The organism is Streptantibioticus rubrisoli (assembly GCF_024436055.1).
Taxonomy (GTDB): Bacteria; Actinomycetota; Actinomycetes; order Streptomycetales; family Streptomycetaceae; genus Streptantibioticus_A; species Streptantibioticus_A rubrisoli.
Genome location: NZ_JANFNH010000008.1, coordinates 36,760 through 63,679, shown reverse-complemented (window position 1 = coordinate 63,679; position 26,920 = coordinate 36,760). Strand labels below are relative to the sequence as shown.

General features: G+C 69.4%; 24 protein-coding genes and 1 pseudogene. 12 read left to right on the top strand and 13 right to left on the bottom strand.

Translation table 11 applies throughout. The annotated features are described in order from the left end of the window. Window positions 1–22 precede the first annotated feature (22 nt). A complete protein-coding gene (locus tag NON19_RS11280; RefSeq protein WP_255926911.1) occupies window positions 23–355 on the top strand; it encodes a hypothetical protein in 333 nt (110 codons plus the stop codon). Here the strand turns inward: NON19_RS11280 and NON19_RS11275 are convergent. Then, window positions 340–2,556 (bottom strand): glycoside hydrolase family 15 protein, encoded by a 2,217-nt coding sequence (locus tag NON19_RS11275; protein WP_255926909.1) that lies wholly within the window; start codon window positions 2,554–2,556, stop codon window positions 340–342. The two genes, NON19_RS11280 and NON19_RS11275, sit on opposite strands and share 16 nt — an antisense overlap. A 378-nt stretch (window positions 2,557–2,934) precedes the next feature. On the opposite strand from NON19_RS11275, the gene NON19_RS11270 reads away from it, so the two are divergent. The 3 genes and pseudogenes from NON19_RS11270 (at window position 2,935) to NON19_RS11260 (ending at window position 5,299) form a co-directional block, all read left to right on the top strand. After that, window positions 2,935–3,336 (top strand): SAV_915 family protein, encoded by a 402-nt coding sequence (locus NON19_RS11270; RefSeq protein ID WP_255926907.1) that lies wholly within the window; start codon window positions 2,935–2,937, stop codon window positions 3,334–3,336. Between the two features lie 13 nt (window positions 3,337–3,349). Continuing rightward, window positions 3,350–4,692: pseudogene (lysA, locus tag NON19_RS11265) on the top strand (diaminopimelate decarboxylase). Window positions 4,693–4,891: 199 nt separating this feature from the next. After that, window positions 4,892–5,299 (top strand): DUF3224 domain-containing protein, encoded by a 408-nt coding sequence (locus NON19_RS11260; protein WP_255926905.1) that lies wholly within the window; start codon window positions 4,892–4,894, stop codon window positions 5,297–5,299. Here the strand turns inward: NON19_RS11260 and NON19_RS11255 are convergent. Beyond that, window positions 5,284–6,072 (bottom strand): nucleotidyltransferase domain-containing protein, encoded by a 789-nt coding sequence (locus tag NON19_RS11255; protein ID WP_255926903.1) that lies wholly within the window; start codon window positions 6,070–6,072, stop codon window positions 5,284–5,286. The genes NON19_RS11260 and NON19_RS11255 overlap by 16 nt on opposite strands. 171 nt (window positions 6,073–6,243) lie before the next feature. Continuing rightward, window positions 6,244–7,134 carry a DUF2268 domain-containing putative Zn-dependent protease gene (locus tag NON19_RS11250; protein ID WP_255926901.1) on the bottom strand — a complete coding sequence of 297 codons (891 nt, stop codon included), beginning with the start codon at window positions 7,132–7,134 and terminating at the stop codon, window positions 6,244–6,246. Window positions 7,135–7,298: 164 nt separating this feature from the next. On the opposite strand from NON19_RS11250, the gene NON19_RS11245 reads away from it, so the two are divergent. Further along, window positions 7,299–7,961, top strand: coding sequence for a chloramphenicol phosphotransferase CPT family protein (locus NON19_RS11245; RefSeq protein ID WP_372514095.1), 663 nt, complete (start codon window positions 7,299–7,301; stop codon window positions 7,959–7,961). Window positions 7,962–8,118: 157 nt separating this feature from the next. Then, window positions 8,119–8,808, top strand: a complete 690-nt coding sequence (locus tag NON19_RS11240; protein ID WP_255926900.1) for a peptidoglycan-binding domain-containing protein — start codon at window positions 8,119–8,121, stop codon at window positions 8,806–8,808. A gap of 27 nt (window positions 8,809–8,835) precedes the next feature. Here NON19_RS11240 and NON19_RS11235 read toward each other — a convergent pair whose 3' ends face one another. After that, window positions 8,836–9,636 carry a YhjD/YihY/BrkB family envelope integrity protein gene (locus NON19_RS11235; RefSeq protein ID WP_255926899.1) on the bottom strand — a complete coding sequence of 267 codons (801 nt, stop codon included), beginning with the start codon at window positions 9,634–9,636 and terminating at the stop codon, window positions 8,836–8,838. Between the two features lie 274 nt (window positions 9,637–9,910). On the opposite strand from NON19_RS11235, the gene NON19_RS11230 reads away from it, so the two are divergent. Beyond that, on the top strand, window positions 9,911–10,999 hold the full coding sequence (locus NON19_RS11230) for an AI-2E family transporter (protein ID WP_255926898.1): 1,089 nt from the start codon (window positions 9,911–9,913) through the stop codon (window positions 10,997–10,999). A 118-nt stretch (window positions 11,000–11,117) separates the two neighbouring features. Then, window positions 11,118–11,693 (top strand): hypothetical protein, encoded by a 576-nt coding sequence (locus NON19_RS11225; RefSeq protein WP_255926897.1) that lies wholly within the window; start codon window positions 11,118–11,120, stop codon window positions 11,691–11,693. 13 nt (window positions 11,694–11,706) lie between these two features. Here NON19_RS11225 and NON19_RS11220 read toward each other — a convergent pair whose 3' ends face one another. Continuing rightward, window positions 11,707–12,249 carry a hypothetical protein gene (locus NON19_RS11220; RefSeq protein WP_255926896.1) on the bottom strand — a complete coding sequence of 181 codons (543 nt, stop codon included), beginning with the start codon at window positions 12,247–12,249 and terminating at the stop codon, window positions 11,707–11,709. A 239-nt stretch (window positions 12,250–12,488) separates the two neighbouring features. On the opposite strand from NON19_RS11220, the gene NON19_RS11215 reads away from it, so the two are divergent. Together NON19_RS11215 and NON19_RS11210 are read left to right on the top strand one after the other, a co-directional pair. Beyond that, window positions 12,489–12,710, top strand: a complete 222-nt coding sequence (locus tag NON19_RS11215; RefSeq protein WP_255926894.1) for a DUF6458 family protein — start codon at window positions 12,489–12,491, stop codon at window positions 12,708–12,710. A gap of 159 nt (window positions 12,711–12,869) precedes the next feature. Next, the gene (locus NON19_RS11210; protein WP_255926892.1) at window positions 12,870–13,337 is read left to right on the top strand and encodes a MarR family winged helix-turn-helix transcriptional regulator; all 468 of its coding nucleotides are present in this window, start codon (window positions 12,870–12,872) and stop codon (window positions 13,335–13,337) included. A 2-nt stretch (window positions 13,338–13,339) separates the two neighbouring features. Here NON19_RS11210 and NON19_RS11205 read toward each other — a convergent pair whose 3' ends face one another. Further along, entirely contained in the window at window positions 13,340–14,548 is a 1,209-nt protein-coding gene (locus tag NON19_RS11205) for a CaiB/BaiF CoA transferase family protein (protein WP_255926890.1), read from the bottom strand. Window positions 14,549–14,681: 133 nt separating this feature from the next. Then, the gene (locus tag NON19_RS11200; RefSeq protein ID WP_255926888.1) at window positions 14,682–16,292 is read right to left on the bottom strand and encodes a serine/threonine-protein kinase; all 1,611 of its coding nucleotides are present in this window, start codon (window positions 16,290–16,292) and stop codon (window positions 14,682–14,684) included. A gap of 650 nt (window positions 16,293–16,942) precedes the next feature. On the opposite strand from NON19_RS11200, the gene NON19_RS11195 reads away from it, so the two are divergent. Then, a complete protein-coding gene (locus tag NON19_RS11195; protein ID WP_255926886.1) occupies window positions 16,943–17,671 on the top strand; it encodes a ricin-type beta-trefoil lectin domain protein in 729 nt (242 codons plus the stop codon). A 302-nt stretch (window positions 17,672–17,973) separates the two neighbouring features. On the opposite strand, the gene NON19_RS11190 is transcribed toward NON19_RS11195, so the two are convergent. Next, window positions 17,974–19,464 (bottom strand): carboxylesterase/lipase family protein, encoded by a 1,491-nt coding sequence (locus tag NON19_RS11190; RefSeq protein ID WP_255926884.1) that lies wholly within the window; start codon window positions 19,462–19,464, stop codon window positions 17,974–17,976. Between the two features lie 92 nt (window positions 19,465–19,556). On the opposite strand from NON19_RS11190, the gene NON19_RS11185 reads away from it, so the two are divergent. Further along, on the top strand, window positions 19,557–20,198 hold the full coding sequence (locus NON19_RS11185) for a TetR/AcrR family transcriptional regulator (RefSeq protein WP_255926882.1): 642 nt from the start codon (window positions 19,557–19,559) through the stop codon (window positions 20,196–20,198). A 52-nt stretch (window positions 20,199–20,250) separates the two neighbouring features. Here NON19_RS11185 and NON19_RS11180 read toward each other — a convergent pair whose 3' ends face one another. The 5 genes from NON19_RS11180 to NON19_RS11160 form a co-directional block, all read right to left on the bottom strand. Next, window positions 20,251–20,658 (bottom strand): tautomerase family protein, encoded by a 408-nt coding sequence (locus NON19_RS11180; protein ID WP_255926880.1) that lies wholly within the window; start codon window positions 20,656–20,658, stop codon window positions 20,251–20,253. A 154-nt stretch (window positions 20,659–20,812) separates the two neighbouring features. Continuing rightward, on the bottom strand, window positions 20,813–22,027 hold the full coding sequence (locus NON19_RS11175; RefSeq protein ID WP_255926879.1) for a cytochrome P450: 1,215 nt from the start codon (window positions 22,025–22,027) through the stop codon (window positions 20,813–20,815). A 14-nt stretch (window positions 22,028–22,041) separates the two neighbouring features. Further along, complete coding sequence (locus NON19_RS11170) at window positions 22,042–23,253, bottom strand: cytochrome P450 (protein ID WP_255926877.1); 1,212 nt, start codon at window positions 23,251–23,253, stop codon at window positions 22,042–22,044. Between the two features lie 42 nt (window positions 23,254–23,295). Next, window positions 23,296–26,292: an amino acid adenylation domain-containing protein gene (locus tag NON19_RS11165; RefSeq protein WP_255926875.1), complete on the bottom strand. Its 2,997-nt coding sequence runs from the start codon at window positions 26,290–26,292 to the stop codon at window positions 23,296–23,298. 23 nt (window positions 26,293–26,315) lie between these two features. Beyond that, entirely contained in the window at window positions 26,316–26,756 is a 441-nt protein-coding gene (locus NON19_RS11160; protein WP_255926873.1) for a pyridoxamine 5'-phosphate oxidase family protein, read from the bottom strand. Window positions 26,757–26,920 lie beyond the last annotated feature (164 nt).

Sequence of the window (26,920 nt, the reverse complement as noted above, 5' to 3'; positions counted from 1 at the left end):
CAGCTACGACGGAGAGATACGGATGCGAGTTGGTAGAGCGCTCGGCAGCGGTGTGATGGCGGTCGCGCTTGCTGCGGGTGGAGTCCTCGTCACCTCGGGATCGGCCCACGCGACGTACAGCGCCTGCATCGACACGCTGGCGGCCGGGGGCGTGAACATCTGGGACCACGATGGATACATCGCGCAGGCGTGCAGCGCGGGGGCGGGGGGCGACGAGGAAGCCTGTGTACGCACGCTCCACCGCGCCGACATGCACGTGGAGGACGAGGGCCTGTACCCGCGCGCCTGCAAGGCGGCGGCCGTCAAACCCGCCGCCCAGCCCACCACCGCGCCCAGGCATCAGCCGCGCACGTAGCGTTCCGCCACCACCGTGGGGTACTCCACCGGCCTGCCGCGCTGTACCGACCAGGCCAGGCGCAGGTACTGCGCATGGGTCCAGGCCAGCGGCGTGGCGGAGGTGGTTGGGGTGCCGGGGCGGACCCGAGGAGCCGGAGGCTGGTCGTCCCAGACCTGTTCGGGCAGCAGCAGCGTTTCCCCGGCGGTGGCCGCCATGTCCCGCAACCTGCCTGCCGCCGCACGGCGGTTGCCGTCGAGCAGTTCGTACTCCGCGCGCTCCCCGGAGAAGATCGGCCACAGGCGACCGTAAGTGTGCTGTACGTCAGGCCGGTTGACGTCCCACGGCGCGCCGTCCGCCTGCTCGCCGTATCCGTCGTGGCTGTAGCGGTGCCAGTGCCGACCGGAAGGCGTCAGCACCGAAATGTGCTTGTCGACGACGGCGAGCGAGTTGCGGACCACCGGATCCGCCGCGTTCTTGATGCCGAGGCGGACGAGTTCGAGGAACCCGGCGTCCACCACCGCGCGCTGGTCGACCGCGGCGGGGTTGTTGTTCCCGAGGTCGTAGGCCGTGCCGGTGTCGGGTTTGCCGTCCTTCGTCAGCCGCAGGTAGTACGGCTTGGGTGAGTAGGGGCCGGTCCTGGTCACCGTCCAGCCGTCCACCGCGTCACGCCAAGTGTCGGCTGCTGCCAGGTACTTGGCCGCCTGCTCGCCGCGTCCGCCCCTGCGCAGCAGGTCGGCCAGGCAGACCAGGCCCGCGATCACGGAGGCGATGGTCGAGGGTGAGTAGCCGCTCTGCTCCTCCCACCGCTCCTGCTGGGTGTACGGCGCGCGGTGGCCGTCGGCGGAGTAGCCGAGGATGAAGTCGGCACCGCGCGCCAGCCGGTCGAGCGTGCTGGTGTCGTGGCGGTCCAGCAGCCAGGCGAGCAGCATCGGTGCGGCCGTCTCGTCCAACTGGACACCGGTCCAGAAGGGTTTGCCGTCCACGGTGGTGTTCTGCGCCCAGTGGCCGTCCGGTTGCTGGATCCGCAACAGGTAGTCAAGTGCCCGCTCGGCGGCCTCGCGGTCGCCCGCGGCGAGCAGTCCGGTAGCGATGTGGTAGAGGTCGCGCGGCCACACCAGGTGGTAGGAGCCACTCACCGGGGCGACCTTGCGGTCGGTGCCGAAGGCCCATGGCATGGTCGGGGAGGCGATGAAGGCACCGGGGTTGTTCTTGTCCTCGCTGGCAGTCAGCGTCATCACCGACGCGGTGTACAACCGCTTCTCGCGGGCCGTACGCAGGCTCGCGGGTGGTTTGGGCAGGGCGGCGAGGTAGGAGCGCCAGCCGGTGGCGTAGTCGTGCGCCGCCTGCGTGAACCCGGTCCGCAGCGCCCGACGGGCGGTGCCGAGCGCCTCGTTGGCGTCGGAGCCGTAGCCCAGCACCACGGTCTGCCGGGTGTGCGCGAGGCCGTCCAGCCGTAGTCGGCCGAGTTGGACGACGTTGCCGGGCCCGGCGGTTGAGTAGCGGTGCGTCAACCGGCCCTTGTACGCCAGTAGTTCGGTCCAGCCGTCGTTGACGCCGAAGTAGCCGACCGTGGACTCGGCGAATCCGGCAGCGGCGACCAACGCACTCGCCGAGCGCGCGTCCTGCGCGACCAGTGCGCCGCCTTGCGGGAAGGCCCGGTCGTCGTCGCCGTTCGCGGACAGCGCCGGGTCGTGCAGGACGTAGACCTGGAGTGGGGCACCGCTGGTGGAGCGGACCTCGAAGTCCAGTAGGACGGCGGCGCGTTGGGGATCGGTCACATAGCGGGTGACGGCCTGCCAGCCGTGTCCGGTGCTGATCTGACGGTAGCCAGGGACTCCGGGTTCCGGCAGTTCGGTGCGGGTCGGCACGTCACTGGCCCGCTCCACGAAGGTCCTGCCGTCGGTGACCACCAGTTGGGTTTCGCGGCTGGCTGGAGTGCTCAGGTCCGGGTAGTACGTCTCGCTCATCCGGCCGCCCTCCAGGGTGAACCACACCGGACTGCGCCCGCCGCGGGCCGTACCGAAACCGAGCTTGTCGGCCGGGGTGAAGGCGGACGGGGCGCCCGGGCCGCCCGGCGCGCCCCCGGTGGCGTTGTCCGCCCGCGCGCCGGACCGGTCGGCGGCCTGGGCGGTCCCGGCGAGCGGTACGGGTGCCGCGAGCACCGAGGCGCCGACGAGCGCCGCGCGCACGAAGTCCCGTCGGGAGGAGTTTCTTACCACCGTGACCTCCAGTAAACCCATTGTCGTCAATCGGGCGTCGGATCACCACGAACGTTCACCCTGTGAAGCCGACTTGCCCGTCTTCGCGGCTCTGACGTGCAGAATGAGGCTCCCTGTGGTGGTCGGACCGCGTCAAGGGGTCGTACATGACTTCAAGAGGTGTTTCCGGTCGCGTCTTTGCGGCACGGTGGGCCCGAACGCTCGTCCGGCCCTGGCCGAGCCGCTCCACGTGAACGGCACATCAATCGTCGGGCGGATGCCGTCAACACCGCGTCAGGGCCGGGCGCGCCCAGGAGCGGCAGCAATAGCGTCGTTGGTGCGCCTCGGAGCACGCCCAAGGACCCGGGGCCCACCGTCGTTCCGTGAGGAGTACACCCCATGGCTGAATTCGTACGCGGGGACGATCACGAACCTCCAGATCGCCTCCCGACCGGACTGCTCTACGTTCCCGTCCGGTCGGGTCCCGCAGGGTGTGCGACCCGCCTCTTCCGTACGCCCTTGGGCGGCCGCACGGCCGTCGGATTCTCCACTCAGCGGCGGCTGAGCGACACCCTCGGCGCCGAGCAGGCATGGATCAGGCTTTCCGAACCCGCGCTGCGCGCCCTCACCGAGCCGCTGGGGGCCACGACCCTCACCATGGACCCCCAGCTCGCCGCCCCCGCCACCACCCACACCTCCCGCGGTTCGCTGTGGCGGGAGTGGGATCCGCAGACCATCGGCGTTCTGCGGGTGACGGGGGCGGTGGCCCTGGTCGATGCCGTCAGCATGTGGATCGGTTGAGGAGTCCTTCGAGATGACACTGACCGTCGTACCCAGCCGGGCCGAACTCCCTTCGGGATCCGATGAGTTGTCCGTCTGGCCCGCCTCGACCCGTCGTGCGGCGCACGAGGAGCTGACCGTGGGCGGGGTCGCGCTCACCGAGATCGCCGAACGCTTCGGCACCCCGTCTACGTCCTGGACGAGGACGAGGTACGCAGCCGCTGCCGCGCCTACAAGGACGCCTTCCCCGACACCGACATCCTCTACGCCGCCAAAGCCTTCCTGTGCCGAGCCATGGCCACCTGGATCCACCATGAGGGCCTCGGCCTGGACGTCAGTTCCGCCGGAGAACTGGAACTCGCCGTCACCACCGGCTTCCCACCCGAACACATGGTCATGCACGGCAACGCCAAAAGCCCGCACGACCTGCGCGCGGCCATCCGACTCGGTGTGGGACGCATCGTCATCGACAGCACCAGCGAGATCGCCCGGCTGGCCGCCGAAGTCCCTTCCGGCACCCGGCAGAAGGTCCTGGTCCGCGTCGTCCCCGGCATCGCCGCCGGCGGCCACACCGCGATCCGCACCGGCACCGAGGACCAGAAGTTCGGACTGTCGCTGGTCGACGGCTCCGCCCAACACGCCATCGCCCGAATCCTGGACCAACCAGGACTCCAACTCACCGGTCTGCACTGCCACCTGGGCTCGCAGATCGCCACCGTGAAGCCGTATCTGCTGGCGGTGCGCCGACTGGTGGGACTGCTCTCCCGCATCCGCCAGCAACACGGCATCACCCTCCCCGAGCTGGACATCGGCGGTGGACACGCGGTCGCCTACCGACCCGGCGAAAGCCTCCTCGACATCGAAGCACTCGGCACCCGCATCCGCACCGAACTCGACGCCAGTTGCGCCGCCGCTGGCCTGCCGGTGCCCCGACTGACCATCGAACCCGGCCGCGCCATCGCCGGGCCAGCAGGCATCGCCCTGTACCGGGTGCTGTCCGTCAAACGCACCGGAGAGCGCACCTTCGTCGCCGTCGACGGCGGCATGAGCGACAACCCCCGGCCCGCACTGTACGGAGCCCGCTACGCCCCACGGCTGCTGGGCCGCCACTCCCCCGCCGACCGCCAGACCGCCACGGTCGTCGGACGGCACTGCGAGGCGGGTGACATCCTGGCCTCCGATGTCCAACTCCCCGGCGACACCAGGCCGGGTGACCTGATCGCCATTCCGGTGGCGGGCGCGTACCACCTGTCGATGGCCTCCGGCTACAACATGGTCGGCCGCCCACCGGTGGTCGCCGTCACCGAGGGCCGGGCCCGGCTACTGGTCCGCCGCGAGTCCTTCGCCGACATCCGCAGCCGGGATGTGGGGCTGTAGCGGTGGCGTTGGGGCGGTAGCCACGGCATCGGGGTAGCCGCGGCATGGGGCGGTACGGCATTGGCGACACCGCGGTTGGTGTCAGGCCGTCACGGCGGAGGCGGTCGCACGCGCTGGCGTCGGCCGCCTCCGGCCGGGCGGTAGCGCCGAGGACTCCGGCCGAAGCCGATTGTCAGACCCCGCCCATACGATCAGCACCATGAGAGCCACAGGAACGTTCACCGTCAAAGCCTTCTCCCCGACCGAGCTGGTCCCAACGCCCGCCACGCCGACTGGAGTTCCCGTCGGCGTCGCGACCATGGACAAGCGGTACGAGGGAGATCTCGTCGGCCGCTCGGCGACCCTGTTCACCGCGGCCTTCGACCAGACCACCGGCATCGGCACCTATGTGGCCATGGAGTCCTTCCAGGGCTCGCTACGAGGCCGCGACGGAGCCTTCAACTTCGCGCACTCGGCTACGACTTCCGGCACCGACCGCAGCGCCGAGTTCTTCACCATCGTCCCTTCCAGCGGCACCGGAGAACTGACCGGGATCACCGGCACCGGCGGGATATCGGTGGAACCCGACGGCACGCATCGCGTGTGGTTCGACTACGAACTGGGCTGAGTGGCGCAGGCGGTGCTGACCGCGCTTTCCAGCAACGCCGTCGCCTCGTCGATGGCAGCGGTCAGGGCTTCCGGGCGGGGCGCCAACCCGCTCAGCAGGCCATCGATGTCCCGGATGCCCGCACGGTCCAACAGCGTCTTCTCGTTGGTCACCCACTGGCCCCGGGCCGCCAGCACCGCGTGGGCCGCCTGGCAGGCGGCGGTGGCGATCGCACCGGCGCAGTCCGCGAGGTGGCCGCGTGCCGCGTGGGCGGCGCGGGCGTAGGCGAGGGTGTGCCGGGCGTCGCCCCACCAACGTTGGGGTGCGGCGCGCCGCAGCGCTTCGGGGTACTCGGGGCGCGGTAGGTCACCGTGCAGGACCTGGTTGACCGCGAGTTCGGCGACGACGATGTAGGTGGGGATGCCAGCCAGGTGGAACAGCAGTCTCTCGACGCCGAATCGGCCCTCACGCGCCTCAGCGAGTTGGTGCTCGACATCGTCAAGGTCGCGGTAGTGCACATCGATGTGCCGGTCGTCAACGCTCAGCCATGCTCCGCCGTTGAACACACCTCCGCCCCACCCACCGATGTCGGAGATCTCCCCTGGCCATCCGAGAGCGCGCAGGCTCTCCGGGGAGAACCCTCCGTGGTAGTAGACGGCGAAGTCCCAGTCGCTGTCCGGTCCGTGGGTACCCGTGGCTCGCGAACCGCCCAACGCCACTGCCCGCACACAAGGCAGTGCCGCGAGGCGACTGGTGACATGGGCGATGAAGTCCTGGTCGTTGTACACCGGCATGGACCCGATCTTGCCAGGTCGTATGACGTCCCGCGCGGCCGCGTGTCCTGGTTTCGGCACCCTTGAACTCCCGTTGCTCGCAAGGCGATGCGTACCACTGCGTACGTGGTCGGCGGCCGAGCCGTGGGGTGCCGTGGCCCGAACACCGCGTCTGGCACCACCCCGCGGCCTTCACGCGCTGGTCGCCACGCCCGCGTTCGTCAGGATCTCGCGTGCCGGCAGGGCGACGCTCTCCGCGGCGGTGAGGCCGGAGGCCGCCAGGTGCGCGTCCACCACACGCAGTCCCACGGCGTAACCGGCGAGTTCCGGCAATCCCACGGGCTGCTGCCCCATGCGCTGCGCGACGGCGTCGCCGAGGACGTACGCGGTCAGGTTCTGCATTCCGGCAATGTCGATATCGGCGGTGATCCTTTCGTAGGCGCTGTCCAGTTCGGAACCGGTCAGCTTCTTCGTCCACGGTCCCATCGCCTGCTCGCCCGCCAGTTCCCGTACGAACGCCTCGGCCAGCCCCTCGGAGACGACCCACTCACCGAGCGTCACGGTCATCGGGTTCCAGACCACATTGGCGTAGCGCACATTGTGGTGGAGCTCGTGCGCGGCGGCGTGGCCGATGTTCCGCAAGCTCATGTCGTTGGGCCACACCACGAGTTGGATCGCACCCGGGATCCCACCCATGCCGAAGTATCCGGCGCTGCGGACCATCAGGTGGTCGTCATCGGGGTTGCCGAGCACCACGACGACGTGCACGGTCTCGGCGTGCTTGACGCCGGGAACCGCACCGCTGATCCGCTCCCACGCGGCGGCGAGGGAGTCTTCGATCTGGTTCCACACGCCCGCGTCCCGCATCTGCCGCACAGCGGGCAGGTACCGCGGGTCCTCACGATCGACTCGGAAGCCACTGCCCAGGCGCTGGTGCATCTCGACCGGGTCGACATTGCCCATGGCGGCCATCATGTTCTGGAGCGGCTGGAGCATCTCCCGTAGCGCTTCGGGCCGTTCCACCAACGGCCGTTGCAGCAGGTCGATCATGGCGGACGCCGTGTCGTGAACAACAATCTTCATGGCTCGGAACGGTAGGACCTCACGCCACGTGAGGAGCAAGCCGCATCGACGCGGAGCATCTCCTTGCCGGACAGGGGACGGTGCGTACCGCGAGCCCGGTGACGGCGGCGAGGGGTGGCGGCTCACGCCCCCGTGCGCCTTCCCGCCCTGGCGCAACAGTCATCATGATCGAAGCATCGACAGCGCACGAGACGGGGGAACACACGGTGACCCTTCCCATCCGCCGGACCGACTGGTGCCACTCCGGCGACGAAACGGCATCCACGCAGACATCCCACGGATTGATCGTCTTCCTGAACGGCACATCGAGTTCTGGCAAGTCGAGCATCGCCCGGGAACTGCTCACGATCCTTGACGAACCCTTCTTCCACCTGCCGGTCGACGCGTTCCATGCCATGCGAACGTCTCGCGAGTTTCCGGCCGAGCGGCTACCGGCGATACTCAAACGCACCTGGATGGGTTTCCACCGGGCGGTGGCCGGAATGGCCGCCGCGGGAAACAACGTTGTGGTGGATCATCTCTTCAGCGAGCCCTGGCGCCTTGATGACTGCCTTGATCTGTTCTTTCCCGAGGACGTTGTCCTCGTCGGTGTGCACTGTCCCCTACCGGAACTGGAACGGCGCGAGCACGCGCGCGGCGACCGCCCGCCGGGTCTGGCCGCCCGCCAGATCGACCAGGTGCACGCCCACGGGGTGTACGACATCGAGTGTGACACCAGTGTCGCCAGCCCCCTCGACTGCGCGCGGCAGATCAAGGACTTCCTGCCGCACCGACCGGCTCCCACCGCGTTCCAGCGGCTCGCCGCCGCTCGTCGGCGCGGTGCATGAACGCGGTTTTGTCGCGAGGCGGACCGCGGGGGCTGGAGCGGTCCGGCCGAGGTGGCCGGAAGTCGTGGTCGAGGGCAGCGTCGAGGGGATTCGGTATGCGTAGGTCGTCATGATATGCGTCGGGGAAGGTCCCGAAGCATCGGGTACCAGGACGTGTATGGGGGACATCATGCGGCGCTGGCAGGAAGTGCCCGCCTCGCTGGATCAGCGAGCGCGGCAACTCGTCGGGCGGCGGCGAAGGTTCAAGGCCGCTACCGGAGTTGGTGCGCGGGATGAGGCGAAGGATCACGGTGGTGCGGACGGTGCCGCCGGACCGGGCAATCGGCGGACCGGCGGGCGTACCTGTGTGACGATCGGTTGCGTTTCGGTGCTGGCCGCCGCCCTGGTCGCCGTGCTGCTGGTCACCCGGCCATGGCAGTACGAGGAGACCGGTACCGGCACGGTCCACGTCAGCGCCCAACCGGCATTCGTCTTCCAGCGCGGGCAGTGCCACCGGTGCCTTGTGCAGCGCCAGGCAGGCGAGCTGCGTGCCGGGTACAGCACGACCAGCACCGTGTTCGTGGATGTCAACAGCACGGGCTGGGAGGTCATCGAGGCACAGTGTCTGCTGCGGTACCACGGTTACGATCCCGGCGTGCCCGACGGGGAATACGACATGCAGGCCATGAACGCCACCGAGCGCTTCCAGCGGGACCACGGCCTGGTGGTCGACGGCAAGGTGGGGCCGGACACCTGGCGGGAACTGCGTCGAGACGATGGGCGGGGAAGCCACGGGTACCAGCGCGGCCACGCTCACCGATCCGGCTGGACAGACAAGGAACGGCCGGACCAAGGCCAAGGCGGCTGACCCGGTTGGGGCCCCGTCGCCGTCGCCTCAGCCGCCGTGCTTCTCCTCCTCCGGTGCCCACACCTGGCCCAACAACGCACCGCCGTACACCACGAAGCCCACACCGATCAGCCAGGACTGCACGACCAGCACGGTACCCAGAGCGCCGTAGCTGACCGCGTTGCTGACGATCAGTGGAGCGAAGACATGGATCGAGAAGCCGCGCAGCCCCACCAGGCCCGCCATGGTCGCCGCGGCGCCGGGCAGCAGAGCCCGCCAGTGCACCCGGCCGCCGATCAGGAACCACTGCCCCCACCAGAAGAACAACACACCGAGCAGCAGGGTCAGCGTCACCCGGATCGCCGACTCCCACCAACGGCGTTGCAGCACCAGACCCGTTTGCACCTCGCCGTACAGATAGGCGGTCATGGCGACCAGCCACACCGCCTGCCGCCAGACCTTGTGCCACCGTCCGCTGGGCAGCAGCCAGATCTTCTCGTAGCCGGTCTGCACGCTCGCGGCGAAGGTCAGGCCGAAGACCACCAGCGCCAGAACGCTGAACGCGCTGGTCGCGCTGAGCACCCGGGCCGGTGTGGCGAACAGGCGCTGCACCGAGTCGGCCGGACTGCCCGACAGCCCCATCCCGTCGACCACCCACAGGGCGAACCCCCGCCGTTTGAGGGGATTGGCCGCGGCCACCAGGATCAGCAGGGGGGCCAGCGTGACCACGGCCAGGGCGGCGAAGCCCATGGCGCGGTGCATGAGTTCCACCCTCTTGCCGTCGCGCCACAACTGCTCGGCCCTGGACAGCCGCCAGATGTGGTGCAGGCGCTCTCGCGCGCTGGCCATCACCTGGTGCCTCCCGGCACGGCAAAGGGTGGAGCGTCGGTGGCCATGGCGCCTCTCCTAGTAGTCGGCGAGCCCTGGAACGCCATATCCGCAAGCCCTTCATCCACCCTCTCGATATTCCCACGCGGATCGCGGCCGGTGGCTGACCCGTCACCTCGAGCGTCCATCAGATTCGCTGGTGGGATTGGGCAATCCGGGGTAGTGGCGGTGATGCGGGAGTGCGCCGCGGACACGGATCATGGTGACACTCCGACGCCTGGGAGGTGATCCGTCGGTGGAACAGCCGGGTGAGGACTCGGGCGCCGCTGAGAACCGGCGGTTCGGTCATCCAGGGCGGCCGGTGGACCGGCGGTCGCCGTTCTTCGTCGGCATGTGGGCCGCTGCCGGAGTGGCGGTTACGGTCGCGGTGGCGGAGATGGTGCTTGCCGTCCGCGCGGTGCTGGTGCTGATCGCACTGGCGCTCTTCCTTGCCGTCGGCCTGGATCCGGCGGTGCGCTGGTTCGGACGCCGCGGGCTGCCCCGCTGGGCGGCGGTGCTGGTCATCGCGCTCGCCGGAGTGGGTGTGCTGACCGGTTTCCTGTCTTTGGCCATCCCTCCGTTGGCCGATCAGGCCGAGCAGTTCGCGCACAGACTCCCCGGTTATCTGCATGACCTGCAGCGCGCCAATTCGTTCCTGGGTCATTTGAACCGGCAGTTCCATATCCAGCAGGCGCTTCAAAAGCTGCTCACCAGTGGCGGTGCGTCACTGGCGGGCGGACTGTTCGGGGCGGGCAAGCTGGTTCTGGGCGCCCTCGCCTCGGTGGTGGTCGCCGCAGTCCTCACGGTGTACTTCCTGCTGGGGCTGCCCACGCTCAAGGGCACGTTCCTGCGATTGGTTCCGGCCTCACGGCGGACCCGGGTCGAGCTCATCACTGACGAGGTGTTCGCCAAGGTCGGAAGGTATCTGGTCGGGCAGGGAATGCTCGCACTCATCGCGGCGGCGGGTACGCTCGCCTGGCTGGAGATCTTCAGCGTGCCGTACGCCCTGCTGCTGTCGTTCTTCGTGGCCCTGCTGGATCTCGTGCCCATGGTGGGTTCCACCATCGCGGGGGTGGTCGTGTCGTTGGTGGCACTCACCGTCTCCCTGCCCGTCGCCGCGGCCACCGGGGGCTTTTACACCGCCTACCGGCTCGCCGAGGACTATCTGCTGTCTCCGAGGATCATGGGTAAGCAGGTCGAGGTCCCCGCGATGGTCGCGATCGTCGCCGTACTGATCGGCGGCAGTCTGCTGGGAATCCCCGGCGCCCTCATCGGAATTCCGCTCGCCGCGGCGATCCGGCTCATCCTCGAAGAAGTGGTCTATCCACGCCTCGATGCCTCATAGGCGCACCTTGACGAGTTCGACGACCACATCGGCGGCAGCGTCCAGGTCGTCCACGGGCTGGCGCCTGGAGTGGTGACCCGAAGATCGGGTGGGCGGTGGCGCGCGGTAGAAAGGGCGCATGGCACTTCGCAGGCAGGGCATACGCAGGCAGGGCGTACGCACCGACAGTTCGGAGGCGTCCGTGAGGAGGCGCTTCGTCGGGGCGCTGATGTCGCTCATGGCCCTGTTCTTCCTCGTCTACGGCCCCTGCGGCTTCGCGTACGCCTCCCGGCTGGCGGGGACGCCGGGCACCTTCAAGGTCCTCTACTGCGCGTCGGTGCGCAGCGGCAGAGGCAACAACACCGTCTGCGACGGCACGTTCCAGTCCACCGACCGGCGCGTCACCGACGACGAGGCGGAGCTGGTGAACGACGTGGACGGCTCTGACCTCGGCGATCAAGTGCCCGTGACGAGAGCGAACCCCGGTGACTACTACATGGCAGGTCCCGCGTACGCCGTCGGGTGGCTCTGCCTGACGTTCGCTGGCGCCTTCCTTCTGGCGTGCGCGATACCGGCCGTCTGGACGGGCCAGTCCCCGCGGGCCGCTGTTCCCAGGTATCCCCGGCTGGCCCGTGGGGCTGCGCTCACCGCGCGTGCCGCCATGGTGTGTGTCGGCGTGTCCGGTGCGACGGCGCTGGTCCTGGCGGCGTTCTAGGAGCGCGTCGCCGCTACAGCCAACTGACCCTCGCTTCGGTGAGTTCGGCGCCGTCGGCCGGGGGCTGGCCGAGTCCTCCGGACCACACGGAGTTCAGGAGTCGTTCGACCACTTCCAGGATCTGCGGTACGCAGTCGCGCAGTCGCGCCGCGTCCGTTGGCGCTACCTCGGCTTCGGGCACGCCCGCGTCCGCCAGCACACCTGGCAGGTCCGAGAGCTTCTGCCCAAGCCATTTCAGCGGATCGGCGGACAACTCCCTGACGAACACCCGTCGCCCCGGCTCCCAGCCGTCGAACCTCGGGTGATGGTGCGTCCTGTTGAAGCTTCCGGTCGGCCCGGCCACCGACTCCAGCAGGTCAACTCTCCATACCGGTCGGTCGATTGAGATCGGGCGGGCGGAGTAGATCGAGCCCTTCAAGGCTCCCTCCGCGAGCATGCGCAGCTCAAGGCGTACGCCGTGCTCGGCGCCTTCCTGCCCCGGTTCGGGATCCGGGTCGATGAAGTACAGGTCGCTCACCACGACGCCGATCCGGTCAAATCCAAAGGCGTACAACACGAGAGACCGCCCTTCGGTTGCCTTCCCTGGCTGGGTGACTGCCGGTCAGGCCTCATGGTAGACGGCAACCGCGAACTGGGCACCAGGGCAAGGTCGTCGACCGCTTTCCCCGGTGCGCCCCATCCGGCGGGACGCGGGCGGTCGCGCGCCACCGGGGTGCCCGCATGGCGGCGCAGCCTACGGGTAGGCGAAGACCCACGCACGTGACAGCCGCCCAACCCCAAGGAGGCGTCATCACCATGGGCATCGGAGGATGCATCGGTCTCATCGGCTTGGGGGCGATTCTCACCTTCGCAGTCGACTGGCATGTCAAGGGAATCAACGTCGCCCTGGTCGGCCTGATCATGATGGCTGTCGGCATCATCGGCCTCGCCACTTACGTCAGCATCTTCAAGCGGCGGCGGATGCAGCCGCCCAGCCCCGCCGCACCCGTCATCGACGTTGAGGAACACCGCTTCTGAGCGGCGGCGCAGCGCGCCGGGCCGAGGGTGCCGCCCGTATCCTGTCGCGCGCCGCCCGAGCGGGGATCGGCGCGCCTGCGAAGCAGGCGCACCCGGCAGACCGAAAAATAGGTTGCGGGCAATCGAACGGTGGACAATCGAGACGCTACGATAGATGTCATGACGAACAGCGCGCCAGCCGGGATGCCGAAGCCACCACGCCTCGATGACCAGCTGTGTTTCGCGCTGCACGCCGCTTCGCGGGCGTTCGACAGCCTGTACCGGGTGCTGTTGCGGGAGTCAGGCCTGACCTACCCGCAGTATCTGGTGCTGCTGGTGTTGTGGGAGCACGGTGAGGTGGCCGTCAAGAGCCTCGGCGAGCGGCTGCGGCTGGACTCGGGGACGCTTTCCCCGCTGCTGAAGCGGCTGGAAGCGGCCGGGTTCGTGGAACGCCGCCGCAGCAACGAGGACGAGCGCTCCGTGCTCGTACGCACCACCGAGGCGGGCGACGCGCTGCGCGGCCGGGCCTGCGACGTCTCGATGGGTGTCGCCTCGGGCACCCGGTTGAACCTGGCCAAGGCCATCGCACTGCGCGACAGCCTCAACGAGCTCACCGAGGCGCTGGACCAGGCGGTCAAGAACACCTGACGCTAACGGTCCCGCTGTGGCCTGTGTGCCGTGAGCCGCCGAATGTCCTCGTCGCCGTAGCCGAGCGCGCTGAGCACCTCGTGGTTGTGTTGACCGAGGGTGGGCGGGGCCGAGCGCGGCGTTGGGCGGACGCCTTTGAAACTGACCGGGAAACCGACCTGCTCCAGCGGCCCGACGACGGGGTGTTCCACGGTCTGCACCATGCCGAGCGCGGCGGTCTGCTCCGACCCGTACACCTCGTCAAGGCCGCGGATCGGCGTGACGGGGATGCCGCCTGCCCTCAGTGCGTCACACCAGTGCTCGACGGTGTCATCTCGAAGTGTCTTCTCCAGTTCGGAGTTGAGCTCCGCGCGGTGGGTGACGCGGTCGCGGTTGGTGTGGAACCGGGGGTCGGCAGCCAGGTCGGGACGACCGATGAGGTCGCACAGCCGCCGCCACAGGGCGTCGTTGCCGACCGCGATCACGAAGTGTCCGTCGGAGGCCGGGTAGGCCTGGTACGGAACGAGACTGGGATGCCCGGAGCCCAGCCGGTGTGGTGCCTCCCCGGTCGTGAAGTAGCTCGTGGCCCAGTTGACGTGCAGCGCGAGCTGCGACTCGTAGAGCGAGGTGGTGAGGTACTGCCCGACTCCCGTACGGGCCCGTTCGACCAGCGCCGAGACGATGCCGATGGTCCCGAACAGCGCCGCGCCCAGGTCCCCCATGGCGTAACCGGCCTTGACCGGCGGGCCGTCCGGCTCACCGGTCAGGGACATCAGGCCCGCCGCCGCCTGCGCGACCATGTCGTAGCCGGGTTCCGAGCGCAGCGGTCCGGTCTCGCCGAACGCCGATATGTGCAGGACCACCAGCCTGGGGTAGGCGGCGCTGAGGCGGTCGTATCTGAAGGCCTCCTGGAGTGTGCTTCCGGGGCGGAAGTTCTCCACGACCACATCCGCTTCGGCGATCAGCCGGTATGCGGCCTCCTGGCCTTCGGCGGACTTCAGGTCCAGGGTCACCGAGCGCTTGTTGCGGTTGGCGGCCAGGTAGTACGCGGCGTCGGGGCCGTTGAACGGCGGACCCCACCGCCGGGTCGGGTCGCCGCCGTCGGGATGTTCGACCTTGACCACATCAGCGCCCAGGTCGGCCAGCGACATGGTCACATACGGCCCGGCCAGGATCTTGGAGAGGTCGACAACCCGGATTCCCTTGAGCGGGTTCGCGCCTGGTGCGGTCATCTGGCCCTGCTTTCCGTTGACGGGTCATCAGTCGGCGACGAGCAGTTGGTACGGCCCCGGCAGGACGATCAAGCGGGTGGCCATATTCTCGCCAGGACCGACGGCGCGGAAAACATCCCCGTCACCGGTCCAGCTAGTTCGTCGTGCGGAAACCGTCGCGCACCGTGTCGAAGACAGGGCGATACCGGCTCCAGTCGCTGCTGGGAGCCGAGAGGTAGATGGCGTGCTCGGCGCCGCCCTCGCGGCCGAAGCCAAGGTCGACGGCCTGGAACTGGCGGGCCCGCCCCCGGAAGGTGAACTGCCAGAGGGCGGCGGGCTGCCCGAGATAGCTGGTGTTCTGCATGCTCACCCGCTGGTAGCCGGGCAGCTTGGCTTTGACCTGCGGCTCTATTTGCTGCCAGTGCTGCAGGGGCGAGGCGCTGGCGGGGTCGATGACGTCGACGGTCAGGCCAACGAGACCGCTGGGATCGAGGTACTGGATCTCGGTGCCGGACTTCACCTGGCGCCGCCAGCCGTCGGGTACCGGGAACGAGGCGCCGAGCTGGTCCTCCTTGACCAAGTGGTATCCGTGGGGCACCGGTGGCGGCGTGGGCGTGCCCCGCTCGGTGGCCGGTGCGGACGGCGTCACCCCGGGGCCGGGGTCGGACGGGGCGGGCGTGGTCTCGTTGGTAGCGCCTGCCGTCCCATGGCCAGCCAGGAAGAAGTATCCGCAGCCCGCCGCCACGGCGACGGCCACCGCGACCCCGGCCAGCAGCAACGTACGGCCGCCGCGCTTCGCGGCTTCGGCGCGACGCCTTCCGGTCGGCTCGGGCACCCCGGCGGGCGCGGGCTTGGTCGTACCGGTCACCGACGACGGGGTCGGCTGCGGCTCGGTGGGCGGTTCGGGCGTCCCGTCCGTCGGCGCCTCCTGCGCCAGCTCGCGCAGGACCTGCTCGACGTACTCGGCTCCTGGCCGGTTCTCCGGCTCCTTGACCAGCAGCTTCGCGATGAGGTCGGCCAGCGGGCCAGCCTGCCGGGGAGGTTCGAGCGGATCCGCGGCGATGGCGTACGCGGTCTCGACGGGCGTGTCCTTGCGGAACGGCGGCCGCCCTTCCACCGCCTGGTAGAGGGTGGCACCCAGCGCCCACAGGTCCGAGGCGGGGCTCGGGCTGCCGCCCTTGAGCCGCTCGGGCGGGAGGTAGTCGATGGAGCCGATCAGCTCACCGGTCCTGGTCAGCGTGGAGGTCCCCACGGCCTGGGCGACGCCGAAGTCGGTGAGCACCACGCGTCCGTCGGTGCCCAGCAGGACGTTGGCGGGCTTGATGTCGCGGTGCAGCACTCCGGCCGCGTGGGCGGCGCGCAGCGCGGCGATCATGCGGCAGCCGATCCAGACCGCCTCGGTCGGCGCGATGGTGCCGTTCCGCTTGAGCAGTTCGCCGAGGGTGGACGAGGGCACGTACTCCATCACGATGCACGGCGCACCGGCGTCCTCGACCACGTCGTGGATGGTGACGACATCGGGATGGGTGATACGGGCCGCGCTGCGCGCCTCGCGGCGGGTGCGCTCGTGCAGCGTCGCGATCTCCTCGTCGGACAGCTGCAGCGGGGCGTGTACGCGTTTGACGGCGACCTGTCGGCCGAGCAGCTCGTCCTCGGCGCGCCAGACCGTACCCATGCCGCCGCGGCCGATCCGCTCGAGCAGCCGATACCGTCCGGCGACCAGCCGACCTATGTCCGTCTCCGGTCCCGCCACCGAATCCGACACCGTCCTGTCCTCCAGCTTTCATTCCGCTTAGACGCCCCACAGTAGTCACTGCCGTCCCAGCAGGAGTCCCCGCCCACCATGTGGGCGGGGGCGGAAGGTCGGCGACCCGCTCGGCGAGAGCCGCGATTGGGCGCCGTTGTGGCCGTGTGGCCAGCGGAATCCGCGCCGGTGGGGGTGGGGTGGCGATCGTGATGGCGTGTGCCCCGGCCGGTTGATCACCAACCCGTTCCGCTTCGGATTCCGCTACGGCCCGGTGCCGGTCTGCGCGAGTACCTGTGCGGCTGCCCGCCCGTCCCTCCAGCCAGGCCGGGACCGGCAGCAGCGGCCTGACAGCGGCCCACCGCGCGTCCGCCGTGTCCGACGGATACCACCGAAGACGTTCACCGCTGTCAGCCGCGTTCCCGTGCATATCCGCGCTCATCCAGACGATCCGCTGGCGCTCCGCCCACCGGCCGACGTCCTCGCCGCACACCTGCTCCCACCAGCACGGATGAGGTCATCGTCGGTAGCCGGATTGATTGATTGATTCCAGCGCGACCAACCCGAAGTCGACCTGCCCACAGGCGAGTTGACACCCCTGGAAGGTCTCCATCAGCCTGTGAGGCGCTTGGCGACTCATCCGATCAACGACGAACGGAAGGAGCACCACCATGCGCAAGAGACTTAGACGTACCGCTGCCGCCGTGCTGACGGCGGTGCTCGCGCTCTTCGGCGTCCTCACCTCGGTCACCACCGCACAGGCAGACCCCGGCCAGTGCACTACGCACCCCAACGGCCCCGAAGGCATCGCCACCTGTTCGGCGGTGCCCGCGGGCACGGTCTGGCAGGCCCAGGTCGTCTGCATGTGGCTGGACGGAGATGGCATACCGCACGAGTTCGGGGTGGTCGGGAACACGGTCACGGGGAACGGGACATCGACGGGGTTCTGCGGCTTCGGCTACTACGCGACGAAGTACATCTCGGCCGTCGTCCTGAGCGGGCCACCGGTCGGCGGGCCCTCAGGCCAGATAACGGGCCTCGCCAACAAGTGCCTTGACGTGCGGAACGCGCGAACGGCCAACAGCACACCGGTCCAGCTCTACGACTGCAACGGCTCCGGCGCCCAGCGGTGGACCGTCGCCTCCAACGGCACGCTGCACGCCCTCGGCAAGTGCCTGGACGTGCGGAACGGCGGCACCGGCAACAGCACACCAGTCCAGCTCTACGACTGCAACGGCTCCGGCGCCCAGCAGTGGAAGCCGCAGCCGAACGGCTCGGTAGTGAACCCGCAGTCCGGCCGCTGCCTGGACGTGCGGAACGCGGGCACCAACAACGGCACGCCAGTCCAAATCTACGACTGCAACGGCTCAGGCGCCCAGCAGTGGCATCTGCCCTCCTGACGACTTCTCAGTAGGCTGCGGTCTACTGGCACATGCGCCTTCGCGCTGTCACTGCACGTGAGGTACTCCGTGCGGCCCAAAGGGCGATCAGCCGGGTCGATCACGGTGACACATCGCCGAACTGACGCGACGGATCAACCCCTCCCCCACCGAAGACAGCGAGATCAGGGCCTCCTGGTCGCTCGGACCGGCTTCAACGCCCACCGAGCCACCAAGAGGCTCTGCCTTCATACGCTGCCACCAGTGGGTTTGACATGCCGGGATCTTCAACACAACCGGGTCCGGCGGCCGTTGGCCCGCTCCTACACCAGATCGAAGGGTTCCGGGAGGTGCCCTTCCCAGATCTGGCCGGAGGTCTGCTCGGGGTAGGGAACCGTCTTCGATTCGGCGTCCAGGACCCGAGTGAGCTGCTGGTCGGGGCGGTAAGCGGCCCAGCCGGGGTCGCCAGTGGTGACGAAGCCGATCCATGCCTGTTGGAGCTCCCGCGACACCGCGATGGCCTGTGGGCTGGGTGGGTCGCCGAGCAGCCCTTTGCCGTTCGGGCTGGCCAGCGTGCCGAATGCCAGGGGCACGTCCAGGCTGTGACAGGCACCCAGGGCCCCTCCGAAGGCCGGGGAGGCCAGTCGCAGTTCGAAGAGGAACGAGCTACCGCCAGCGGCGGCGTTCGCCTGGGCCAACTTCAGTGAAGGTATCCGGAAGAGAGCGTCGGAGTACACCGATTCCACCAACTGCTCAGCATTGCCGTGCGGGTGGGCGGCACGGTAGGCGTGGGCGCCGTCCGGTGCCGGGGCGAACAGGTCCAGGGCGGTACGGGCATCCTCGTCGGTGAACGTGCCCAGCCGTCCGCTCATGACGGTGAACAGACGGAATTCGTCCCGGGCATGTCCGACGAGGAGCTCGATTCCGTCCGCCCGGCCACTGGCCAGTGCGGCCCAGGGCGTCTCGCGCAGGACTTCACCGTCGACGACGGGGCATACGGCAAGACCGGTCTGGGAGAGCCGCCCCCAACTCCCGCGGTAGCCAGGGAGATCGGCGCTGAGGGAGGTGACCTCTTCAGCCAGGCGTAGGGGGCTGACATCGGCGAGGGACGCCGCGGTGGGCGTGGCGCCGAGCCGGTGCGCGAGCTCGGCGGCCACCTGTTCCGCCAGCGCGGGGGTGCAGTGGAGGCCGGGTACCGAGTGGGTGATGGCCCGTCGGAACAGGCCGCGCACCGGCTTCATCGTCAGCAGGGCAGCGATCGATCCCGCCCCTGCCGACTGTCCGGCGACGGTGACCTGGTCCGGGTCCCCGCCGAAGGCAGCGATGTTCCGCCGAACCCAGTGCAGTGCCGCGATCTGGTCCAGGAATCCTCGGTTGGGGGGCGCACCGTCGAGGAGCGCGAACCCCTCCGCGCCCACCCGGTAGTTGACGCTCACCACGACCAGTCCCGCCCCGGCCAGCGCCGCCGGATCGTACATCGGGTCGCCCGAGTCGGCCGCCATGTAGCCGCCGCCGGGAATCCACACCAGCACCGGCAACCGCGCCCTACCCGGATCCGGGGTGCAGACATTGAGGGTCAACCAGTCGGTGCCTTCCGGCGAACTCGCCGGGACCGGCCCGGACTGCGGTGGCACGGGGCCGAACTCGGCCGCCCTTCTTGTCCCTTCCCACCGCCGCGGCGGAACGGGGGCGGCGAAGCGGAGTGCGTCCACCGGTGGTTGGGCGTAGGGGATGCCGCGGAACTCCGCGTGCCCCTGCCGCCAGCGGCCCTCCACCACACCCTGCGCGGTTCGCACCCTTGGCCGTTCGGGCATGTCGCCTCCATCCTCAGCGGACCTCCAGGGTTATAGGTCAGATGTATTATGTCAATCGTATGGGAACGCGAACCCCAACGGAGAAGCCCACGATGCCGAAACAGGTGGATCACCGCGAACGCCGCGAAGCGATCGCCCGAGCACTTTGGCGGGTGGTGGAGCAGCACGGCGTCGCACACCTGACGATGCGCGAGGTTGCCCAGGAGGCGGGCATCTCCCTCGGGCAGTTGCAGCACTACTTCACCTCCCGGGAGGCGATGCTCTCCTTCGCCATGGACTTCGCGGCAGAGCAGACATCGCTGCGCGTCGACCAGGGCCTCCAGGAGCTGGGGGATCAGCCGCACCCGCGCGACGTACTGCGAGTGATGCTTACGGAGATGCTGCCCCTGCACGCCGACGCTCGCGCGACCAGCCGGATGAGCGCCGCCTACGTACTGGAGGCGCTGCATGACAGCACCGTCCATGCGCGGGCGCGGGAGGGGATCACTCAAGGGCGCGCCCTCGTCGAGCAGTTGGTCCGTCAGGCGATGGCCGACGGATACATCCAGCCTGACCGCGACCCGGTGACCGAGACCAATCTGCTGCTCGCCCTCACTGGTTTCACCACACTGATCGAACTGGACGTGATCGAGCCCCAGGACGTACTGACCGCCGTCGACGAATACCTGGACAGACTGTTCACCACGAGCGTGCCGCCACGACCGGCACCGGCGGCCACCGAGCAATCGACGTGATCGCGCCCACCGGCGCCCCATCAGGTGTGCCCGCCCGCGGGCCGCGTGGGTGTCACCGTTGGCCGACCGCCTCGGTGGACTCCGCGTACTGCGCCAGCCCGTAGCCCAAGGACCAGTCGATCGACTCGTTCTCGGTGACGGTGACGAACACGTTCCGGGGCTCGGTTCCAGCGTATTCGTGGGCGAGTTCGGCGATCCGCCGGTACAGCGCCCGCTTCTGCGCCGCGCTGCGGCCGGAACGCATCGTGATCGCGACGTACACGATGCCTTCGTCACGGGGCACGCCGAGGTAATCGCCGTAGCGCAGTGTGCTGTTGGTGCCGTCATGGCTGGTCAGTACCTGGAACCGGTCCTCGGGCGGGACGCGGATCGTTTCCACCAGGGCATCGCCCACGGCGCGGCCGAGCGCGTCGAGCCGATCGCTGTCGATCCGCAACGCGTCGATACGAACGAATGGCATGGCAGAGGATTCCTCTCAGGATGGCGTTGGGCGGCAGGCCTCCGATGATCCGATCGTACATACTAGTAGGTACACACATGCGGGCTGTTGGCGCGCGGTACGCCGCGACGGGCCAGACGGGCACGGCGCGGGCGGCCGGTGTGTGGCGCGTTGGCTACCAGTCGACCCGCAGGGTCAGTGGTGACTTGCTGGGGGACTCGTCGTCCCAGATCGTGTGGTGGCCCTCCGCGATGCGCAGTTCGGGGAAGCGGTCCAGCAACGCGCCGAGCCCCACGGACAGTTCGGTGCGGGCCAGATGGGATCCGATGCAGTTGTGCGGGCCGCGGCCGAAGACCAGGTGGGGGTTGTCGGCGCGGCACAGGTTGAGCCGGTCGGCGTCGGGAAAGACGCGCTCGTCGCGGTTGGCCGCGGCGAGCACCGGAAGCACCGCGTCGCCCGCGCGGATGGTGCGGCCGTGCAACTCGATGTCCGCCACCGCCTGCAGGACGACGACCCCGTTCATCACTGGTACGTAGCGCAGGAGTTCCTCCACCGCACCGGGCAGCAGACCGCGGTCGTCACGCAGCCGGGCGTACTGGCCGGGTTCGGTGAGCAGGGCCAGTACGGCGTTGCTCAGGAACATGGTGCTCGTGCGGTATCCGGCGATGAGCATGGACAGGCCGAAGTTCAGCACGCCCTCCTCGTCCAGGGTGCCGCGGTCGCAGTCGGACACGAGTTGGGTGAGCATGTCGTCGGCGGGCTCGCGCCGCTTGCGGTCCAGCAGCGTGTGGATGTACTCGCGCAGCAGGCGGGTGGCTTCGCGGCCCTCCTCCAGGGTGACCAGCGCGCCGAGGGCGGCGTCCGCCATGGGCAGGAAGTACTCACGGTCCGCGTACGGGATGCCCACCAGCTCACACATCACCAGCAACGGGAACGGCTCGCAGAACCCCACGACCACGTCGCCGGGCCGACCGCGCTCGGCGAACTCGTCCAGCAGAAGGTCGGCGCAGCGCTGGACGCACGGCAGTCGGCGCCGGATGGAACGCACGCTGAACGGCTCGGCCAACGCCCTGCGCAGGGCGGCGTGCCGTGGGCCGTTGAGTTCCATCATGGTGATCAGGCCCGGCTCGTCGTCGGCGCTGGCACCGCGGGCACCGGGCGGCCAGTCGTTGATGGTGGGTCTGACGAGGCGGGGATCCGCGATCAGGTCGCGCACATCGTCGTAGCGGGTGACGTACCAGGCGGTGGCGCCGATCGGCAGCCGTACCCTGGCCAGCGGACACTGCTCGCGCAGCCGTGGATATTCGGTGGGCGGTCCCATGCTGCCGGGTGGCGGGATGGGCATATCCATGTCGGGTGCCGGCGGCGCCGTCCGCGGTGTGCCGGTCACGGCTCGGTCCTCCCTCACCAGCTGACCGGCAGGGTCAGTGGTGACTTCGTCAGGGACTCGTCGTCCCAGGTGGGTGTGCCAGCCAGGCGCAGTAGTGGGAAGTGGTCGAACAACGCCTCAAGTCCCACGGTGAGTTCGGCGCGCGCCAGATGGGAGCCGAGGCAGTAGTGGACGCCCCGGCCGAAGGCGAGGTGGTTGTTGGCGGCCCGGCACAGGTCGAGCCGGTCGGCGTCGGTAAACACGCTCTCGTCGCGGTTGGCGGAGGCGAGCACGGGCACCACGGCTTCGCCCTTGCGGACCGTCTGCCCGTTCACCTCGACGTCCTCGGTGGCCAGCAGCAGGACGGTGCCGTTCATCACCGGCATGTAGCGCAGCACTTCCTCCACCGCGTCGGACATCAGATGCCGTGCGTCGCGCAGCCGGGCGTAGTGGCCGGGCTGGGCCAGCAGTGTGTGCACCGCGTTGGCCAGGAAGAAGCCGCTGATGCCGAAGCCAACGGTGAGCATGGACAACCCGAAGGCGAGCAGGTCCTCATCGTTCAACTCCCCCTCGCCGCACTGGTGGACGAGTTGGCTCAGCACATCGTCACCGGGTGATCGCCTTTTGCGTGCGATGAGTTCGCCGACGTACCCGCGCAGCAGATCGGTGACCCGGCGGCTCTCCCGCGCGCTCACCATCCCATCGAGCGCGTCGTCCAGTACGGGCAGGAAGCGGTTTCGGTCCTCGTACGGGATGCCCACCAGGTCGCACAGCACCAGCAGGGGGAACGGCTCGGTGAATCCGGCGACCAGGTCGCCGGGGCTACCGCGGTCCTGGAAATCCGCCAGCAGTCGCTCGGCGAGGCACCGGATGCGCGGCATGCGGTCCCGGATGGACCTGGCGCTGAACGCCGGACCGACTGCCCGACGCAGCGCGGCATGCCGTGGGCCCTCCAGTTCCGCCATGGTGGTCAGGGCGGGGCCGTGGTGAGCGGGGTCGTCGCGGCGGGCAGGCCAGTCGTTGATGGTGGGTCTGACCAGCCGTGGGTCGGCGATGAGTTCGCGTACGTCGTCGTAACGGGTGACGTACCAGGCGGTGGCGCCCAGCGGCATACCGACCCGGGCCACCGGGCAGTCGGTGCGCAGCCGTGCGTACTGCTCGGGCGGGCCCATGCTGCCCGGTGGCGGGAGCGGGAAGTCCAGCACGTCGGGTTCGCGGTCCGGCGCTTGGGGGGACGGTGCGGTCATGCTGGCTGGCCTTCCGGGTTGCCGTTTCTGGGGGAAGTGCCGCTACTTCGTGGGTCGTTCGATGTAGCCGGTCGCGTAGAAGTACTCCAGGTAGCGGTCCAGCAGGTCGGCGTCCACGGGCGGGCACGGCAGGTCGCCGACGGCGCGCTCGACGTTGGTGCGTCCCAGCGTCGGGAACGTGCCTTCGAAGTACATCTCCTTGACGGACATGTCCGCCTTGTGGCTGCGGTCCACGCACAGCGACACGAACGGTGCGGTGGGGCTGGTGGGATTGCGTGCGACATGACGGACCAGTTCGTCGACCCATTCCCGGTAGGGCAGTTGGCGGATCTGGTGCCCCGCGGCGCGCATCCGGTCGAGCATGGCGTGCAGCGTCGCCGGGCGGGGGTTGGTGAGGTGGTACGTGAGGTTGGTCGCGGGCTGTTCGGTGGCGATACGGACGACGGCTTCGGCGAGGTAGTCGGCGGGTACGAAGTCCAACGGGAGCGGGATGTCGGGGGCGAGGCCGGTCTCGGCGACGGTCTTGAACAGTGAGCAGATGGCGGTTTCGGTGTTGCAGGCACCGGTGTCGCGGTCGCCGGTGACTTCGTAGGGGCGGTAGACCGCGATCGGCAGGCCCTGTCGCGCGGCCTCCTGAAGTGACTGTTCCGCGACCCACTTGCTCTCGGCGTAGCCCATGGTGAGCCGGTCGGCGTGGTCCAGGGGAAGATCCTCGGCCACCTCGCGTACGCCCGCGGTACCGAAGCCAGCCACCACGGCGATGGTGGACAGGAAGTGCACGGGCACTGCGCGCTGCGCCGCCAGCCGCACCAGCTGTTTGGTGGCGCTCACATTGGCTCTGCGCAAAGCGTCGTACGGATAGAGGAAGTTGACCTGAGCCGCGGCGTGCACCACGAGGTCGAGGATGTCGGCGAGTTCGTCGGTGTGGCCGACCGGCAGGCCCAGGTCTTCCTCGGCGAGGTCGGCCGGGAAGCAGACGAGGCGGTCGGCCGGTGGGCGGGGCAGGCCGTAGCGGGCCAGGTTCGCCGTCACGCGGTGTTCGGCGTGGGTTCGGTCCCGGCTGCGCACCGGGCAGTGGATGCGGGCGTCGGTGCGGCGCAGCAACCGGTCGAGGAGGAAGGCGCCGACGAATCCGGAGGCGCCGGTGAGCAGTACGTCGCGGGGCCGCCGCCAGTTGGGGGCGGGTGCCCGGGGCGTTGGCAGGGTGAAGCCGAGCCGGGCTTCGGCCCGGTAGTCCACCGGGGACGACGTATGCGGTGACTTGCTGTGCTGGATGGCGTCCACGGCCGCGGTGTAGCCGCGCAGCGTGGGGTGCCGGAGCAGGCTGTGCACCAGGGTGCTGCCGTGCCGGGCGTCGATGTCCAGCGCGGTCAGAGTGCGGTTGACGACCTCGGCGGCCAGCAGTGAGTCACCGCCGAGTTCGAAGAAGTCATCGTCGGCGCCTGGTTGGGCGCGCAGCACGGTCTGCCAGACATCGGCCAACGGGCCGTGCTCGCCCGGGACTTCGACCGGTGCGACGCGGTCCGCGACCTCCCGCAGTCGGCGTCGGTCGACCTTGCCCGCCGCGGTGACCGGGAACTGCGCGACCTCCACCAGCCGGGCCGGGACCGCCGCCGGGGGCAGCCATGCTGCCAACTCCTTGCGCACCCGGTCCAGCGGCACCGCCTCTGCCTCGCGGGCGGGGGTGACGTAGCCGGTCAGGGTGTCGCCGTCCTCTTCCACGACGGCCTCGCCGACCGCGTCGTCCGCCCGTAGCCGGGCCTCGATCTCGTCCAGTTCGATGCGTTGTCCGCGCAGTTTGATCTGGCGGTCCGCCCGGCCGCGGTACTCCAGTTCGCCGTCCTCCCGCCGGACGGCACGGTCCCCGGTGCGGTACAGCCGGGTGCCGGGGGCGACCGGGCGCTCCACGAAGCGGGCGGCGGTCAGTTCGGGGTCGCCGAGGTAGCCCAGGGCCAGGCCCTCGCCGCCGACGAACAGTTCACCCTCCTCCCCCACCTCGGCGGGCGTGCCGTCCTCCCGCAGGACGTGGCAGACGGAATGCTCCAGGGGGCGGCCGATCGGCACGCTCTGCTGGCCCGCTGGGAGTTCACGCACCACGTAGGCGGTGGAGACCACGCTGTTCTCGGTCGGCCCGTAGAAGTTGACGACGGTGGTGTCCGGACAGGCCGCCAGTACGGCGCGGGTCAGGTCCGGATCCATCGCCTCGCCGCCCGCGGACGCGAACCGCAGGGTGCGCAGTGCCTGCGGCCGGGCGCGGGCCACGTGGTGGAAGACGCCCGTCGTCAGATAGGCGATGGCCACCCGCTCGGCGGCCAGCCGCTCCTCCAGCACCGCGGGCGAGAGCAGATCCTCCCGGTCGACCAGGACCAGGCAGCCACCGCCCAGCAGGGCGGCCCAGATCTCGATCGTGGAGGCGTCCGAGGACAGCCCGTAGGCGTGCAGCACCCGCTCGCCCGGGCGCGGTCGCTGTGCGACCAGGTCCGAGACGGCCAGCCGCACCACGCCGCGGTGCGGAACGGCCACCGGTTTGGGGCGGCCGGTCGATCCGGAGGTGAACATCACGTAGGCGCAGTCCGCCGGGGTGGTCCGCGGCCGCGGTACGTTGTCGGGGCTGGCGGGCGCCGGGGCGGCCAGGTCGATGTGGGTACGTACCCGGCGGAGTCGGCGGACGCTGCCGGGCAGCGTCACGACGGTTTGCACTCCGGCTTCGTCGGCCATGGCCTGGAGGCGGTGCGGCGGCGAGGTGTCGTCCAGGGGGACGTAGGCGGCGCCGGTCTTGAGGATGCCCACGAACGCGACCAGCGCTTCCAGCGAGCGGTTTCCGAGGACGCCCACGGTGTCGCCGTACCGCACCCCTGCGTGGTGCAGGCGGGCGGCCAACTCCTCGGAGGCTGCCTTGAGTTCACCGTAGGCCAGGGCGCGGCCGTGGTGCACGGCGGCGTGTGCACGGGGGCGGAGCGCCGCCTGTGCGTCGAACAACTCGTGCAGGCAGCCATCCTGCGGGCCTTCCGCATTCCGCGTCGCGCCAGCGATCGTCATCGCAGACCTGCCCCTCGCCCTTGCTAGTTGAATTCCGCGGCGAATGCGGAGAAGTCGGCGGTGCGCCAGCGCTGCGGGCGCATATGGAAGAGGATGTCGTCACTGAGTTGGCGTTCGTTGGCCTTCAGATACGCCGAGGCGGTCTCCGGGTCCAGATAGCGGTGCGCCAGCGCTTCGCGCTGGGCCGGTGGCACCGGATCGTCAACGGCCACGACCGGGCCTTCCACGCTGACGTACTGGTAGGGGGCGGATTCCTTTTGTGCGCACAGGCTGAACCGTCCCGACTCGCGGACCAGTCGGGCTTTCACCGACTCCCGTCCCGTCTGCACCAGTACCTCGCCGCCGGGCTCGTACCCGTACCAGACCGGCACCAGCAGTGGTGCCCGCACACCGCGTGGATCGTGCACTCCGAGCACCCCCACATGCATGTCGGCGAGGAACTTCTCCCGGTCTTCCACGGACATCGCCAAATCCACTGTCGGTTACGCCTTTCGGGTGGCGGGTGGGCTGCTGAAAAGAGGCGTGACAGAACGAGATTCGCATGTTCGGTGCCCGGCGCTGCGCCATGTACACCGACATGCCGGGCCAATCCCCGGGATGTAGGATTCGCGGCTCGCCATTGCGCCGA

Coding starts and splice junctions, on each gene's coding strand:
- NON19_RS11190 (WP_255926884.1), bottom strand. CDS start 19,464: ATGCCCGAACGGCCAAGGGTGCGAACCGCGCAGGGTGTGGTGGAGGGC.
- NON19_RS11170 (WP_255926877.1), bottom strand. CDS start 23,253: ATGACCGCACCGTCCCCCCAAGCGCCGGACCGCGAACCCGACGTGCTG.
- NON19_RS11180 (WP_255926880.1), bottom strand. CDS start 20,658: ATGCCATTCGTTCGTATCGACGCGTTGCGGATCGACAGCGATCGGCTC.
- NON19_RS11280 (WP_255926911.1), top strand. CDS start 23: ATGCGAGTTGGTAGAGCGCTCGGCAGCGGTGTGATGGCGGTCGCGCTT.
- NON19_RS11215 (WP_255926894.1), top strand. CDS start 12,489: ATGGGCATCGGAGGATGCATCGGTCTCATCGGCTTGGGGGCGATTCTC.
- NON19_RS11205 (WP_255926890.1), bottom strand. CDS start 14,548: ATGACCGCACCAGGCGCGAACCCGCTCAAGGGAATCCGGGTTGTCGAC.
- NON19_RS11245 (WP_372514095.1), top strand. CDS start 7,299: ATGATCGAAGCATCGACAGCGCACGAGACGGGGGAACACACGGTGACC.
- NON19_RS11185 (WP_255926882.1), top strand. CDS start 19,557: ATGCCGAAACAGGTGGATCACCGCGAACGCCGCGAAGCGATCGCCCGA.
- NON19_RS11255 (WP_255926903.1), bottom strand. CDS start 6,072: ATGCCGGTGTACAACGACCAGGACTTCATCGCCCATGTCACCAGTCGC.
- NON19_RS11195 (WP_255926886.1), top strand. CDS start 16,943: ATGCGCAAGAGACTTAGACGTACCGCTGCCGCCGTGCTGACGGCGGTG.
- NON19_RS11160 (WP_255926873.1), bottom strand. CDS start 26,756: ATGTCCGTGGAAGACCGGGAGAAGTTCCTCGCCGACATGCATGTGGGG.
- NON19_RS11210 (WP_255926892.1), top strand. CDS start 12,870: ATGACGAACAGCGCGCCAGCCGGGATGCCGAAGCCACCACGCCTCGAT.
- NON19_RS11260 (WP_255926905.1), top strand. CDS start 4,892: ATGAGAGCCACAGGAACGTTCACCGTCAAAGCCTTCTCCCCGACCGAG.
- NON19_RS11235 (WP_255926899.1), bottom strand. CDS start 9,636: ATGGCCAGCGCGCGAGAGCGCCTGCACCACATCTGGCGGCTGTCCAGG.
- NON19_RS11270 (WP_255926907.1), top strand. CDS start 2,935: ATGGCTGAATTCGTACGCGGGGACGATCACGAACCTCCAGATCGCCTC.
- NON19_RS11240 (WP_255926900.1), top strand. CDS start 8,119: ATGGGGGACATCATGCGGCGCTGGCAGGAAGTGCCCGCCTCGCTGGAT.
- NON19_RS11250 (WP_255926901.1), bottom strand. CDS start 7,134: ATGAAGATTGTTGTTCACGACACGGCGTCCGCCATGATCGACCTGCTG.
- NON19_RS11165 (WP_255926875.1), bottom strand. CDS start 26,292: ATGACGATCGCTGGCGCGACGCGGAATGCGGAAGGCCCGCAGGATGGC.
- NON19_RS11225 (WP_255926897.1), top strand. CDS start 11,118: ATGGCACTTCGCAGGCAGGGCATACGCAGGCAGGGCGTACGCACCGAC.